Here is a 15,406-nt window from a genome sequence, read left to right on the forward strand (position 1 = left end):
GCCGCCAACGGGCGGGCTCCTTCCCGGTTCACCTGCACTTCGCATGAGAGCCAGAACCGGGCATTTTGGGGTACAACCCGCTTGCCAAGGACACGGGAAGTCGACGATCGGATCGGGATCAGGCTCAGCCCGGGTGGGTGGGGTGATAAAAGATGAGCACCAGAATCGAGAACCTGCTCGCCCTCGAAGCCGATGTAAGCCACTGGATTCGTCTCGTTGGCACATGTATCGAGACATTCGGCGTCTTTATCATCGTTGCCGGCATCGTCTGGTCGACTTACGTTTATGTAGCTCGACGTCGAGAGGAACGGTATTACGATCAATACAAGATACGCATCGGCCGGTCGCTTCTGCTTGGCCTGGAAGTGCTGGTGGCAGCCGATATCGTGAAGACCATTGCGATCGAGCTTACCTTCACCAGCCTCGGGCTACTCGCAGGCCTGGTTGTGGTGCGGACGTTTCTCAGTTGGACACTGGTGCTCGAAATCGAGGGGCGATGGCCATGGCAGCGGGATTTGACCCGCTGAGTACGGCGCCTCGTGCCCGCGCCATCGGCGGTCAGCAGCCCGATCACGGCGAACCACGCCGGATCCCTGTCCTATGCGCCGGATCAGCCTGATGGGTCCGGGCTCTGGCCTTCGTCATGACCACCGCTCATCGTCGGACCGCGGGGCGCAGGCCCAGCACCAAGCACTGTCGCCCAGTATCTCGCTGCTGCACCATGACGGCAGCGCGCGGCCGTCATGGTTGCAGTGTGCCGAACGCCTCAGTGCAACGAGCGGAATGTCGCGCGCAGATCGTCCGTCAGGGCTTGCGGCTGCTCCCAGGCCGCGAAATGCGTGCCCGTGTCGTGGCGCCTGTAGAAGACCAGGTTCGGATAGGCCTTGCGCGTCCAGCTTTCCGGCGCCTGATAGATCTCGTCGCGGAACGCGCTGACGCCGGTCGGCAGCGGCACACCCTTGGGCGCGAAGAACGCGAGCTTGCTCTCCCGATACAGCCGCGCCGAGGAGACCGCCGTGTTCGTCAGCCAGTACAGCGTGATGTTGTCGACGATATCGTCCCGGGTCAGGCCCTCCTTCGCGCCATCGAAGACGCGCGCGATGAGGTTGTAGCTGCGGATGTCGTGGTCGATGATCCAGGCCGCCAACCCCACCGGCGAATCCGCCAGCGCGTAGAGCGTCTGCGGCCGGCCCGCCATTTCCTGCGCGTAGCCGAGCCCGTTCGCATAGAAATCGACGAGCTGGTCCCAAGCATGCTTTTCCTCGGCATCCAGGCCCGCCGGCTCGGGGCCGTTGGGTAGCAGCGGGGCGATCTCGGCCGGAACCGTGGCGGGCATGTTGGTGTGGATCCCGACCAGGCCGGCCGGGCGCTGCAGCGCCATCTGCTCGGTGACCGCGTTGCCCCAATCGCCGCCTTGCGCGACATAGTGCGTGTAGCCGAGCCGCTGCATCAGCACCGCCCAGGCGCGTGCGACATGCTGCGGATCCCAGCCGTTGACGGCCGGCTTGCCGGAAAAGCCATAGCCCGGCAGCGACGGGATCACGACATCGAAGGCATCGGCTGCCGTGCCGCCAAACGCGGTCGGATCGGTGAGCGGGTCGATGATCTTCAGCTGCTCGATGATCGATCCGGGCCAACCATGCGTGACGATGATGGGCAGCGCGTTCGGATGTTTCGACTTCACCTGGATGAAGTGGATATCCACCCCGTCGATCGTCGTGACGAAGTTCGGGTAGCCGTTGATCCGTGCCTCGGCGTCTCGCCAGTCATGGTGGTCCGCCCAATAGTTGGCGAGCTTCTCGATGGTCGAGAGGCTGACGCCCTGCGTCGGGTCGTTCTCGCGCTCGGGCCATTTCGTCGCCTTGATGCGGCGCTTGAGGTCGGCGAGTTCCTCGTCGGTCGCGTGGTAGCGGAATGGCCGGATCGAACTGTCGCCGCTCGCCTTCGGGTCTGCGGCCGCAGTCTCCTGCGGCGAGCGCGAGGGAGACGGACCAGCGGTCGCGCTCATGGCGGGAAGCATCGCGCCGATCGTTCCCACGACGGTCGATGCGATGAAGCTCCTGCGGCCGATCAACGGGTCCGGGCCGGGCATGGCGGTTCTCCTCAGGGTTAAGGCGGAGACGGGAACGGTGCTGACGAAGCCCTCTGTCGCTGGGATGGCGAGCCGGCCTGGCCTCGATCACGACGCCGCTGCGATCTGGCTGACAGCGTCCCCGCTACTCGGCTGCGGCAGGCTCGCACGCGTCGCGGATCTTGAAGCGATCGATCAGCTCGCCCACGGTGTCGCGGAAGCCGCCATATTCCAGCTCCGAATAGGGCAGCATCGCGGCCCCGGACCAGCCCTGGCTGCGCATCTCGATCGCCTTGCTCTGGGCGCGCCGGCGGACCTCGTCCCAGGCCGGGTTGTCGAAGAAATCCGTATGGGATTCGGAAAAGCGGCCCTGGCCGTCGATGGAAAACCCGACGCAGGAGACGATGGGCAGGCAGTAAAGCCCCGTCACCGCGGTGTTGAGCGGCACGGGCATCAGCGGCATGACATGGGAGCCGCGCGCATCGCCGCCCACGAAATGCGCCTTGGCGAAGGGCGAGATGATCTCCTCCGGCGCCGGGAAGATCCCCTGGTTCCTGAGGATCGCGACGGGGTCGTCCTTGCCCGTATATTTGCCGGCGATCGCGTGCAGGCGCTGCGCCGAGACCGCCGCCGCCGGCTCGCCATGGCTGCGGGAGACGATGCGGTCGATGCCGAACCGCTCGTTGTCACGCAGCAGCGCGGCGATGCGGTAGCTATCCTCCGGCGCATCGAGTTCGATCACGCTGTCGCCGGCCGTGTTGTCCATGTCGATGATATGGAAGCGGAAGCCCTTGATCATCTGCGGCAGCATCAGCCCGGCGCAGTACATCGGGTCGGCAAAGGCCAGGTAGAGCGGCAGGTTGTAGGCGCCGGGACCGCATTTGTCGGCAGCGAACACCATGAAGGACTCCGCCGGCCGCACGCCCGACAGGCTGTGCTCGAAGGTGAGCTCGGCGACACCCGGGCCGGCACCGCGAACATTGCCCGATGGCGCGTCGACCAGAAGATCCTGGCCCGCGCCATAGAGCCCCGAACTTTTGGCGATCGCGGTTGCCGCCAGAAAGCTGGCCCAGGCGAACTGATGCACCTCGCGGTTTCCCGAGCCCCGCAAATGGGTCATCAGGATCGCGATATCGTCGCCGGTATGGCAGACGAAGCCGTCGATCAGCAGCCCCCTCTCGATCGCCTGCGCGACCTCGCTCCTGACGCTGTCCAGCATGCGGGACGAGGGTTTCGTGTGCCCGCCGACGGAGCCGACATCGGCCTTGATGATGGAAACGGTCATTCGCATGGCAATTCCCCGCCCCATGGCTCGGCGGCCGCGTCATTGCCCCGGTGCTCTCCGCCGGAACGGCGGCACGGCTCACGTCAGCAAGATACCAGCATCAGGCCCCGCGGGCGGTTCCACGCACATCCAGAGCCGCGTCGGGAGGGCGAACGGCAGTGACTTGTCCCTTTGCGTCCGCGGCGGCGGACCGCCGTTACCGGTCAGGGCGACGCGTGCCTTTCACGCGCCATGTCATGACGGCACTGTATCAGACCGGAGCTGACGAGGGCAGTGCCCCCCGAATACGGCCGCCCTCACACATCGGGGGCTTCGCCGAGCTTTTCGACGGCAACATTGACCGTCATGCCGAGATAATCATTCGCATCGCCGAACCACGAGCCCGCCAGGGGAATGGCCTGACCGGGATGTCGGGCTACGGCCACCGGGATCAGATCGAAACCGGCACTGATCTGGTTGGTCGGATCGTAATCGAGCCAGCCGGCACCCGGCAGGAAAACCTGCAGCCACGCATGGGTCGCACCCGCCCCGTAGACGCCAACCGCGCCGCCATCGACAGCCCCGTCATACAGGTAACCCGTGATGAAACGGGATGCGAAGCCGAGCCGCCGCAGCGCCTCGGTCATCAGCCAAGCGTAGTCCCGGCATGTCCCGGATTTCAGGCGCAGGGTCTCGCCAGGCGTCTGGGTCCCCTCCTCTTCCCGCGCCTGATAGTGGAAGCCGTCGCGAAAAATGGTCAGCATCCGGCGCAGGACATCGGTCGTTCGGTCCTGGTCGCCGGCAACGAAACTCTTCGCCCATGCGGCCAGACTCCCGTCGGCATCCTCCGCATGAGGGCGCAGATAGCCCGCCAGGTCGGTCCACTCGTCGGGCGTGTACTGGACCGGAATTTCCTCGGCCCGAGGGTCGAGGGGAAACGCCTCGACCCCGCTGACCCCGAAATAAACCCCGCAGACTTCAAAGGTAAATGTCAGTTCGCTGCCGGGTTCAGTGAACTCCATCACCGTTACGGCGTTGGAGCGGGAATCGCTGATCCAGTGAATTTTCGAAGGAACGCTGGTTTTTGCCGACCAGCTGAGCAGACGTGCATTTGCGCCCTTCCTGGGCAGGAACAAGGCTCGATGCGTGCCGAAGGTGACAGGCTTGGCGTATCGATAGGTCGTGGTGTGCGTGATCCTGCCTAGGAGCGCCATGGTTTCCCCCTTGTCTCGTCGAGCAGCCGCCTCCCACTGGCGGGGTCGCTGGTGCCAGGGGTGATCGGCCGCCGTCCTCTCACGGGCTGATCAGGCAGCGGCATCTGGCAGGCTGACCAGGCGATCATCGCCGATTGCGGCCATGCCTTCCAGTGTGATGCAGCGGGCGCTATCGGCCGGCCGCGCTTGCCGCTTCGATCTTCGCCGCTTCGACCTTTGCAGCGGTCATCATCTGCTGTGCGGCAGCGGCCTCCTCGTCCCGGCCTTCGACATGCACCGTCGGATGGGCGAACTTGATGCCGGCCTGGTCGAACGCCGTCTTGAGGCGCAGCAGGGCCTTGCGACGCACGACCGCCTGCTGGCCGGGGCGGGTCGTCATCTTGAAGCGAAGCTGGATGGCATAGTCGCCGAACTGCTCCACCCCCTGCATCTTCATCGGCTCGATGATGTCAGGCGCCAGTTCGGGGTCCTCTGCCAGCTCCTGACCGATCTTCTTGGCGACTTTCCGCGCTTTTTCCAGATCGCTGTCATAGGTGACATTGATCATGAACTTGTCGATGACCCAGTCGCGGCTCATGTTCTGAACCGCGCCGAGCTGCCCGAACGGCACGGTGTAGACGGGGCCGCGGTGATGGCGCAGGCGAACGGAGCGGAGCGAGAATGACTCCACCGTTCCCTTGAAGCTGCCGCTCTGGATGTACTCGCCGACGCGAAATGCATCGTCCAGCAGGTAGAACATGCCGCTGATGATGTCCCTGACCAGGGATTGAGCGCCAAAGCCGATGGCGACGCCGAGCACACCGGCCCCGGCGATCAGCGGGCCGATCTCGAATCCGAGCGCAGCCAGCGCCGTCAGGCCCGCCATGACCGCGATGGCCACGAACAGGATGTTTCGGAAGATGGGTAAAAGCGTGCGCAGCCGCGCCCGGCGGATGGCTTCGTTGGAACCGGGAGCGATGCTCTCCGTCGGGTCCGCGAGGGCGCCGTCCACGGCGGCCTTGATGATCTCCCAGAAGAAATCGGCCAGCAGCAGGATGACGATGCTGGCCAGCGCGCCGCGCAGCAGCCGCATCAGCAGGCCGTCCTGGCTGGTCATCTCGACCAGGTCGACCTGCCAGATATGGGCGAGCCAGAACGTCGCGGCGATCAGGATGACCAGCCGCACCCCGCGCTCGAGGCACACCTCGAGGATGTTGTGCCTGATCGGCGCCACCGCCTGGCCCTCGACCGGTCTCAGGAGATGTCCGACCGCGGCCTTTCCGAGCGCGATGGCCTTGGGCAGCAGGGTCGCGAAAACGGCAATCCAGAACATGCCGAGCAGTCCGGCAGCCCAGAGGCCCCACAAGGCGACCGCATAGGCGGTCAGGGCGAGGCTCTTTCCCATCCTGGCGAAGCCTTGAACGGGGTCGTCGCCGCGCGGTCTGCTCCAGATGGCTTCCAGGCCGATGGCCAGCAGGCCAAGCCCAAGCAGATAGGCCGCGGCAAAGCGGAACTCATTGGGAAAGCCCAGATCGACCAGGATGCCGACGATCGACCACCCGAAGGCGAAGTAGCCGACGAACAGGACAATGCGCCGGCGCCAGTAGATGGCGTGGCTCGGCTTGACCGGAACGATCTGATGATCCGACCAGCCTCCCTGCGTGCCCCTTGGCGGAAACATCGCGAAATCCAGCAGGGCCAGCGTGCCTCGCGTGATCAGCATCGCCACGAGAAAGGCGAGCATGATCTGCTTCAGGAGCGGTGGCCATGCGAACAGCAGGAACGCGCCCAGGCTGCCCGCGGCAAAGATCGCGAGCCCGGCAATGAGGGTCACCAGCCGCAGCCCTGCGGTACGGAATCTGTCCTCGACCGAAAGGACGGGCCTCTGCGCGAGCGACGCCCGGTAGCGGGAGCTCAGGGCCCGGTACACGCGCTCGGAACCGAAGCCGAGGATCAGGAAGCTCGAAAGCAACAGCGCAAGGCGGGCAATGCCTGTCGCGGCCAGCTCGCTGTTCAGAAGGCCGCCGGCCCGCGCGAGCTGCGCCGGCAATCGCGGGACTGCCGCAGCGGTCGAGCCGATATGGTCGCGCATACTGGTGAGCCGCGCCGCAAGTCGGCTGGACAGCGCCGGTTCGGGAGTCGCCATGTCCGTGGGGGCTGCGGCCGGCCCGGCCTTGGCGGTTTGCTGGATCCAGCGCCGCACACCCGGATCCTCGAGCAGGCGCAGCAATTCCCTGGCCTGGGCAGGAGGAGCTTCTGCCTGCTCCTGTGCGCGGGCACTGGCTGTTCCCCAGGCGGCAAGGACGCACCACATCAGGATCAACACGATGCGCATCTCGCCCTCGCTTCATCAAAGAGCTGTATTGCGCAGGATCAGCAGACCGTTCCTGGACAATACTGCGTCAGTATCGCTGATAGTCTATTGGCGCGCTACCGGGTTTGCTACGGCGGCAATTGCTCCGCGAGCGGGGCCGGTCCGCAGCTCCTGCCTGCTCTTGGGCAGGCGGTCATCGGTCCGAGTTGAGGGGGAGCACGATGAAACTCTATACCTATTGGCGGTCCACCTCTTCATATCGCGTTCGCATCGCGCTTGCGCTCAAGGGGCTGGAGGCCACGCAGAGCTTCGTTCATCTCGTCCGGAACGGCGGAGAGCAACATGGCGAGAGCTATCGTGCGCTCAACCCGCAAGGCCGGTTGCCGGCACTGGAGCTCGACGACGGGACCATCCTGACCCAGTCACCCGCCATCATCGAATATCTCGAGGAGATCTGTCCGGCTCCGGCGCTCCTCCCGCGCGACCCGGTCTTGCGTGCAAAAATCCGGGCTGTCGCGGCGATCATCGGCTGTGACATTCATCCCCTCCACAATATCGCGCCGCTTTCCTACCTTCGGCGGAACCTTGGGCACGCCGAACCGGAGGTTGCGGCCTGGATCGCCACCTGGATCGGACAGGGGCTTGGCGCAGTCGAGGCTCTGATTGGCGACGAGGGCTATTGCTTCGGCCCCCTGCCCGGCCTGGCGGATGTCTATCTGCTGCCCCAACTCTACGCGGCGCGGCGCTTCCAGGTGCCGATAGACGGTTTCACGCGCATCCTGCGGGTCGAGCGATTGTGCGGCGAACACCCTGCATTCCAGAGTGCCCATCCCTCGCGGCAAGGCGATGCCGAAGAGTGAGATCGCCCCGCATCGTGGCTGCAATCAGGCCTGTGCTCCGGCCAGCCCCGATCGCGCTCACAAGGGGAGATCCGTCATTGGCTTTGCTCAGGTCGCGTCCGAGCCGATAGAGGAGCGCATGGACACGCGCTTTACACTCCTTGGGCCCTTCTCATTCCGGCAGGAGATCAAGAAGAGCCGCTTCATTGCCACCGCCGCTCCCGTTGCCGATGAGGCGGCGGCCAAGGAGTTCATCGCTGCCCATTCCGATCCGGCGGCCAATCACAATTGCTGGGCCTGGCGTTGCGGCCAAGGCTATCGCTTCAACGATGACGGAGAACCGAGCGGCACGGCGGGAAAGCCGATACTCGCGGCCATCGACGGGCAAGCGCTGGACGGTGTCGCGGTTGTCGTGACGCGCTGGTTTGGCGGGGTCCTGCTCGGCAGCGGCGGCTTGATCCGCGCCTATGGCGGCACGGCCGCGCTCTGCCTGCGCGCGGCCGAGACGGTAGCGCTGGTCGAGACGGCCTCGGCGATGATCACCTGTGCGTTCGGCGATCTGGCGCGCGTTCAGGCGCGGCTTGGTGAGCTATCGGGGGTGCAGGTCCGCGATCAGGTCTTCACCGATACCGGCGCCGTGCTGTCGGTGTCCGTTCCCAAGGTTGAAGCCGACAGGGTGGCCCAGATGGTGCGGGACGTCACCAGCGGACGCGCGGTGATCAGATGGGACGACTAGGTTCCCGATCTCCGGGCGGACGCTGGCGACATCGCGCGCCGTCTGCGCATAGGGAGACGTCCGCTTCGACCCGGCACTCCCCGCCCGACGATGAAGCGCCCTCACGCGGAGGGGCTTCACCTCCCGGTCTTAGTTGCGCCAAGAGCCGATGTCAGAAGCGCCCGATTGCACCGGCTGCACGGATTGGGGGCTGACCAAAGGTGGCGAACGGATGTGACCGGCGCGAGCCGGTTGTCGACGCGCTGGCGACGAACGCGCAGGAGCTGGATTTTCGCCGCACCTCCGAGGATCGAGAGGGCGAGACCACGGCGCGTGGGCCGGCCTCTCAAACCAGCGATGACGCGTCCAGCCAGCCCGGGAAGGCCCGGAGCGCGGGCGGCGGCTCGTTCTTACGCAAGATGGTTTATGCCGGGCTCGTGCTCTGCCTGAGCGGCGTCATCGCCTTGGGCGGCGGCGTCGCCTATTACGCCTCGCAGCTGCCTCCGCTCCATCAGCTCACGGTGCCCAAACGCCCCCCGAACATCGCCATCCTGGCGAGCGACGGCTCGCCTCTCGCCAATCGCGGCGAGACTGGCGGCCGCGAGGTCTCACTGGGGGAGTTGCCGCCCTTCCTGCCCAGGGCTTTCGTCGCCATCGAGGACCGGCGCTTCTACGACCATTGGGGCATCGACCTGATGGGCCTTCTCCGCGCGGCCTACCGCAATCTGGCCCATGACGGAGGCCTGCAGGGCGGCTCGACCCTGACGCAGCAGCTCGCCAAGAACCTGTTCCTGACCCAGGAGCGCACGGTCTCGCGCAAGATCCAGGAAGCGATCCTGTCTCTCTGGCTGGAGCGCAGCTACAGCAAGGACCAGATTCTCGAACTCTATCTCAACCGGGTCTATTTCGGCGCCGGGGCCTATGGTGTCGAGGCCGCGGCCCAGCGCTATTTCGGCAAGTCGGCCCGCAACGTGTCGCTGTCGGAAGCCGCCCTGCTGGCTGGCCTCGTCCAGTCCCCGTCGCGCCTGGCCCCCAACCGCAACCGCGAGGCCGCGCAGGCCCGCGCCGAACGCGTGATTTCGGCGATGAAGGAGCTCGGCTTCATCACGCCCGACATGGCCAGGACGGCTCTTGGCGCACCGGCCGAGATCGCGCGTCCCAAAGCGGCCGGCTCCGCCAATTATGCCGCCGACTACGTCATGGAAGCGCTCGACGACACCGTCGGCGCCATCGACTCCGACGTCGTGGTCTCGACCACCCTCGAGCCATCCCTGCAGGCGGCGGCCGAGCGGGTGCTCGTGAACGAACTCGACGCCAAGGGCCAGAAATTCAATGTCAGCCAGGGCGCCTTCGTGGCGATGCGGCCGGACGGGGCCGTGACGGCGCTCGTGGGTGGCCGCGACTACGCGACGAGCCAGTTCAACCGGGCGACCTCCGCCCGGCGCCAGCCAGGCTCGGCCTTCAAGCCCTTCGTCTATCTGACGGCGCTCGAGCGGGGGCTTCGCCCCGACACCGTGCGCACGGATTCGCCGGTCAACATCAACGGCTGGAAGCCCGAGAACTACGACCGGGGCTATCGCGGGCCGATCAGCCTGCGCAATGCTCTCGCACTCTCCCTCAACACGGTGGCAGTGAAACTCACCATGGAGGTCGGCCCTCAAGCCGTCGTGCAAACGGCACAGCGCCTCGGCATCACCTCGCCGCTCCAGGCCGACCCCACGATCGCGCTCGGAACCTCCGAAGTCACGCCGCTCGAGCTCGTGGGCGCCTATGCCAGCTTCGCCAACGGGGGCGTCGGGGTTGCGCCCTACGTGATCACCGAGGTGAAGGCTGCGGATGGCAGGCCGATCTTCACCCGCGCGGCGCCGGACGATGCGGGCCAGATCATCGATCCCGCCACCGATGCGATGATGAACGCGATGATGCACAACGTCTTCGTCATCGGCACGGCCCAAAGGGCGCGAATGCCCGGCTGGCCCATGGCCGGCAAGAGCGGCACCACCAACGACTACAAGGACGCCTGGTTCGTGGGCTTCACCGGCAATCTGGTTGCCGGCGTCTGGCTCGGTAACGACGACAGCACACCCACCAAGGGCGTATCCGGCGGCAACCTGCCGACCGATATCTGGCACAATTTCATGAAGATCGCCCTCAAGGACCAGAAGCCGGTCGGCCTGGCGGGCGTGGCCGGCGCCGGACAGGATCCGCGCTACGCCAATGAAAGCGGCAGGGGCCAACCCCGCCAGCGCACCAAGCGCCAGAAGAATTTCTTCGAGAGGCTGTTCGGGCTCTGAAATCCTGTCACTCGGCCGATTGCATCGGCCCGAAAAGTGGGTTGCGGTTTTCGGGGCAAAGCCGATGCGGACACAAAGGGTTAGATCATCGGGCCGGATAGGATTTCAGATCCGATGATCTAAAGCCGCACGGACACCCGCGGCGGCCTCGAGAATGGATGATGTTCTGAGCTCGCGGCGGATGCTAGGCATGCAAACATGCTCCGGTCGATCCAACAGCTTCGGGACAGCTCCTCGGTGGGCGCGCGGCTTGCCGACGGCGAAGAGCAATTGACGCTGATGGGCGGTGGCTCCGAATACCGCATGCCGTGGCATTGGCACGACTGCCTGATGATATTCCTGCCGCATATCGGAGCGGTCGATTTTCGCGACGAGACCAGACGATCCGGCGCCTGGCTGAGCGAGGACCGTTTCGTGGTGGTTCCGCCGGGCCTCGCGCACCAGACCGCGGCAGCCCGGCCGGTCCATCGCCATGTGGCGATCTACGCCGCAGATGGACAGCTGGCGAAGATCGAGGCCCGCATCGGCTCGTTGAATCGTGTGCGCGGCAAGCTCGGGCGAACCGGCTTTTTCGCGATGACGCCCGAGATCCGATCGCTTCGCGGGCTGTGCCAGGGTGGAGACGCCGACGACACCGTTGCGCAGGTCACGCGCAGCCACCTCGCTGCGGCATTGCTGATCAATTGCCTCGCGCAGATCGAGCGAAGCGACGAACTGCCCGGGGCGCGCCCGGAGGGGCATGGCGAGATGCTCGTTTCGGAGATCAGGTCGTTCATCAGCCAGAACGCCAGCCAGGACCTGCCGCTCGACCTCATCGCCGACAGGTTTGGCTTGTCCAGACGCCATGCAACCCGCTTGTTCCGCGACAAGACAGGCTTCTCGATCGCCGCCTTCCAGGACCATGTGCGGATCAGGCAGGCGCAGGAGCTGCTGCTTGCGACCACGCTTCCGATTGGCGAGATCGCCTGGCGCGTCGGCTTCGAATCCGGCTCCGCCCTCGCGCGGGCGATGAAGCGCCTGACCGGTCTGACGCCGACGACAGCACGGCGAGACTTGGCCCGATCCGACAAACCATGAGGCCCGCTCGGTCGCGCAAGGAGCCGCCCCGCCCCTTATCCTGGTGGGATGCTTCAAGAGCCAGGCGAGGACATGCGATGCAGGGCGCTCAACCAAAAGACTTCGTCATCCGTTCGGATCTGACGAAGACGTCTCCGATCGGCTCCGGGACTACCGCCATCGGCGCCGTCGCGCCGTCCATGACGTGATCCGGGCTACGACGATGAACGACATCAGGCTCGTCAATGTCTTCACCCATAGGGGCCGCGGCGGGAATCCTTGCCCGATCGCGATCGACGCGTCGGGATGGCCCGACGACGGAATGCAGGCGGTGGCCGAGCGCTTCGGCCACGAATCCGGCTTCGTCCTGCCGGGGTCCAGCGCCGATTTCGATTATGCCTTCCGCTTCTGGGTGCCGCGCCACGAGATGGAAATGTGCGGGCACGCCACGATCGGTGCGCTTTGGTGCCTGGCCAAGGCTGGCAGGCTCCGTGCCGATCAGTTGCGCATCGAGACGCGCAGCGGACCGGTGACCGGCTATGTCGATCTGACGGATCCCGATGACCCATCGGTCGAGATCAGCCAGCCCGCCGGCAAGGTCGTCGACCTGACAGCGGCCGAGGAAGAGGAGGTTCTGGCGACCCTCAACCTCTCGCGCCGTGATCTCCTCGACCTTCCCATCCAGAACGCGGTGACATCGCGCGTCAAGACGCTCATTCCGATGAAGAGCACCGCGCTTCTGAATGGCCTGTCGTCGAACATGAGGCGGACGGAAGACTGCTGCGCGCGCATCGGCTCCACGGGCCTGTATCCCTACGCGGTCGAGGATCGCGGCGCGCAGCGTTTCGAGGCGCGGCAATTCCCGAAATCCTCAGGCTATCCCGAGGATGCGGCAACCGGCATCGCGGCCGCGGCCCTGGCCTTCGGCTTGCTCAGGAACGGGCTGGTGGGCCGCGACAGCCAGCGCATCACCGTTTTCCAGGGAAGGGCCATGGGTTCCCTGTCCGAGATCGGCGTGCGCCTGGGATTTGCCGATGACAGGCCGGTCGGCTGTCTTCTCGGAGGCTCCGTCAAGCCAGTGGAACCGCACGCATTGCATCAGGGCAGCGAGCGCCTTCCCGTCTAGAGGTTTCGCGCTGCTTCTCCTCGCCGAGCCGCCCTATCGCGAGCTCGACCAGCCCTGCCCGGTCGCCGGCCTCGAACGCTGCGATCATCGCCCCATGCGGCGCAGGCCTGCGCCGGATGGCTCGGGTCTGCTGCCGTGATCGATCGGTCGCGATTGGCGCGAAATGGCAAGACGGGCAGGCTGCCCATGCGCGAAATGCCCGCAACGGATTCGGCGGCCGTTTCGTCCGCGATTGCGCGCCGCGAAGGCCGCAGCCTTATCCCGCCAGCATCGGGACGCCCCTCCTCTGCAAGGCGTCCAGAACATCCGCCATGCTGGACAATTGTCTGGCGTGGACGGACTGGTGTCGTCGACTTCCACGCGAGACTGAGACCATGGCTGCTGATTCCAGGACCGACGAGCTCGAGGCTGCATCGGGGATGCTCCATCGGTTCTCCCAGCTGATCGAGGACGGCCTGACGGCAAGGCTGTCAGGCTGGTTCTCGTCCGGTGGTGCGTGGCACGATTTCATCCGGGGGCTCGAAGCCGCTGGCTACAATCCAGCGCTGCTGGCTCTCGGCATTGCCGCGGTTTGCCTGATTGCCGGTGCCGCAACGGCAGTGCTTGCCAGCCTGATCATCGGCAAAGCGAAGGCCAGGCCGCTTCTGTCCGGGGCCGCCTGGTTCGCGGCCGCCTTGCTGGTGGTGCTGGCGGCCTGGGTCCTGCTCCTGGGTCTCGTCACCGATACGGTGCTCCGCCGCGCCTTGCTGAACTGCATCGTGATTGCGGCCGTGGCGACAATGATCTGTTTCCCGCTGGCCACTGGTCGCAGGTCGATCTTCTGGCCTTGGCGACGCGATCTCGCGGTCGCCATCGGCATCGCGGCCGGCGGTCTGGTGGTCCTTGCCTGCCTGCGCATATGGAGTGCGGCTGATCCGCTACGCGATCTCTTCGCGACATTCGCGGTGTCCTTGCCGTTCACCATTCTGGTCGCGGCCGCGTATCTTCGTCATCGCCGGCTGGTGACGAGGGTTCTGTCCTTCGGCAGCAGCGCAGGGTCGCTCCGCCGGAGGCTCGCCGCACTCTGGCCCGGGCTGGTGGTGGCGGTCGTCATCGCCGCCTTCCTCTTCATCCAACTGGACCTGACGATCGGACGGCCGACGCGGGGCGGATTGTTGCTGCTTTCGCTTCTTCTCGTTCTCGCCGGACCTCATCTCGACGTCGCCATCGAAAGACGCGGCCGGCAGGCGGTTCGATCGCAGGGCGGCGAACTGAGCGGCGCGCTGTGGCGCACCTTCCGCATCGTGGTCGCCGCATCGATTCTCGCGGTCCTGGCCACGCTCTGGCTCCTGCCCATCCTGGACGTCGTCGGCGTTCCACGGGGCACTGTCCTGCTGAAAGCTGGCGAGATCCTGATGCTCGTGCTGGTCATCGCCTTCTGCTGGAACTGGGTGGCCATCATGGCCGCGCGCATCAGACCTCAAACGCCGGGCGATCCGCAGGTCCCCACCGCCATGATCGGCACGCGGCTGACCACCGTCGGCCCATTGCTCGTGGGCCTCACCAAGGCCGCGCTTCTGACGCTGGGGGCTCTGACCGTCCTGGTCATGCTCGGCATCAATGTCTGGCCGCTGATCACCGGCCTCTCGATCTTCGGCCTGGCGATCGGGCTGGGCTCCCAGACCCTGGTCAAGGATGTGGTGGCCGGTCTGTTCTTCCTCGTCGATGATGCCTTCCGCATGGGCGAATATATCGAGACCTCGGGAGCCAAGGGCACCGTCGAGAGGATTTCGTTGCGATCGGTCTCCTTGAGGCATCCGCGTGGCCCGGTTGCCACAATCCCCTTCGGGCAGATCGGGAAAATCCAGAATTTCAGCCGCGAATGGGTCATCGAGAAGATGATGTTCCGGGTTGCCCTGGACACCGATGTCGAAGCGGTGCGCAAACTGTTCAAGAAGATCGGGCAGGAGATCGAAGCGGATCCGGAGCTGAACCCCGATCTGCTCGAGCCGTTCAAGAGCCAGGGCATTGCCGCGCTCGAGGAAGGCACTCTGGTGATCCGCGCCAAATACAAGGCCCGGGCCGGGCGTCAGTTCCAGATCCGCAAGGCGATCCTGTCCAAGGTGCGGATCATGATGGCGGAGAACGGCATCAAACTGGTGCCCAAGCCCCTTCATGTCCCGCAGATGGATGGGTGAGCCCGGCAGTCTGGCTGCGTTCACCTTGCATCGCGGCCTTGCGGCCACAACAACGGGTCCAGGCCGAAGCCCGGTCGCTCATCTGCGACGGGGCGCGAGGGCGACCCAGCAGGTCAGCGTATAGACAACCGATCCCACGGCGACCATCGCGATCTCAGCCATATCGCGCTCCATCGATCCTGCGGCCCGTCAGGCAACCAGACACCGGGCGAAGCTCGGGCGGGGCTTTGACCTGTCGGCACGGCCTGATGGTCGAAGCCTTCATCCCATCGATCGCTGTCCGATCAGCAGACGAAACCTGTCGGGATCATTTCGCGCATTGCCCGGTCGCCCGGTCTTGCCTTTTGGCGCCAATCG

General features: G+C 65.6%; 11 protein-coding genes. 7 read left to right on the forward strand and 4 right to left on the reverse strand.

The window, feature by feature from the left end:
* Nucleotides 1–152 precede the first annotated feature (152 nt).
* On the forward strand, nucleotides 153–527 hold the full coding sequence (locus BIWAKO_RS29390) for a DUF1622 domain-containing protein (RefSeq protein ID WP_069881655.1): 375 nt from the start codon (nucleotides 153–155) through the stop codon (nucleotides 525–527).
* A gap of 239 nt (nucleotides 528–766) precedes the next feature.
* On the opposite strand, the gene BIWAKO_RS29395 is transcribed toward BIWAKO_RS29390, so the two are convergent.
* The 4 genes from BIWAKO_RS29395 to BIWAKO_RS29410 form a co-directional block, all read right to left on the reverse strand.
* On the reverse strand, nucleotides 767–2,092 hold the full coding sequence (locus BIWAKO_RS29395; protein WP_069881656.1) for an epoxide hydrolase family protein: 1,326 nt from the start codon (nucleotides 2,090–2,092) through the stop codon (nucleotides 767–769).
* Between the two features lie 124 nt (nucleotides 2,093–2,216).
* Nucleotides 2,217–3,356, reverse strand: coding sequence for a fructose-1,6-bisphosphatase (locus BIWAKO_RS29400; protein ID WP_274533599.1), 1,140 nt, complete (start codon nucleotides 3,354–3,356; stop codon nucleotides 2,217–2,219).
* Nucleotides 3,357–3,652: 296 nt separating this feature from the next.
* A complete protein-coding gene (locus BIWAKO_RS29405; protein ID WP_069881658.1) occupies nucleotides 3,653–4,549 on the reverse strand; it encodes a transglutaminase family protein in 897 nt (298 codons plus the stop codon).
* Nucleotides 4,550–4,718: 169 nt separating this feature from the next.
* Complete coding sequence (locus tag BIWAKO_RS29410; protein ID WP_069881659.1) at nucleotides 4,719–6,863, reverse strand: mechanosensitive ion channel family protein; 2,145 nt, start codon at nucleotides 6,861–6,863, stop codon at nucleotides 4,719–4,721.
* 200 nt (nucleotides 6,864–7,063) lie between these two features.
* Between BIWAKO_RS29410 and maiA the strand changes: the two genes are divergently transcribed.
* From maiA to BIWAKO_RS29440, 6 genes are all read left to right on the forward strand, one after another.
* On the forward strand, nucleotides 7,064–7,702 hold the full coding sequence (gene maiA / locus BIWAKO_RS29415; protein ID WP_069881660.1) for a maleylacetoacetate isomerase: 639 nt from the start codon (nucleotides 7,064–7,066) through the stop codon (nucleotides 7,700–7,702).
* 118 nt (nucleotides 7,703–7,820) lie between these two features.
* The gene (locus tag BIWAKO_RS29420; RefSeq protein WP_069881661.1) at nucleotides 7,821–8,417 is read left to right on the forward strand and encodes an IMPACT family protein; all 597 of its coding nucleotides are present in this window, start codon (nucleotides 7,821–7,823) and stop codon (nucleotides 8,415–8,417) included.
* Between the two features lie 200 nt (nucleotides 8,418–8,617).
* Nucleotides 8,618–10,690: a transglycosylase domain-containing protein gene (locus tag BIWAKO_RS29425; protein WP_074471630.1), complete on the forward strand. Its 2,073-nt coding sequence runs from the start codon at nucleotides 8,618–8,620 to the stop codon at nucleotides 10,688–10,690.
* A gap of 198 nt (nucleotides 10,691–10,888) precedes the next feature.
* On the forward strand, nucleotides 10,889–11,767 hold the full coding sequence (locus tag BIWAKO_RS29430) for an AraC family transcriptional regulator (protein ID WP_069881662.1): 879 nt from the start codon (nucleotides 10,889–10,891) through the stop codon (nucleotides 11,765–11,767).
* Nucleotides 11,768–11,969: 202 nt separating this feature from the next.
* Nucleotides 11,970–12,872 (forward strand): PhzF family phenazine biosynthesis protein, encoded by a 903-nt coding sequence (locus BIWAKO_RS29435; protein WP_069881663.1) that lies wholly within the window; start codon nucleotides 11,970–11,972, stop codon nucleotides 12,870–12,872.
* A gap of 374 nt (nucleotides 12,873–13,246) precedes the next feature.
* Entirely contained in the window at nucleotides 13,247–15,049 is a 1,803-nt protein-coding gene (locus tag BIWAKO_RS29440; RefSeq protein ID WP_176733435.1) for a mechanosensitive ion channel family protein, read from the forward strand.
* Nucleotides 15,050–15,406: the final 357 nt, after the last annotated feature.

Source organism: Bosea sp. BIWAKO-01 (genome assembly GCF_001748145.1).
Lineage (GTDB): Bacteria > Pseudomonadota > Alphaproteobacteria > Rhizobiales > Beijerinckiaceae > Allobosea.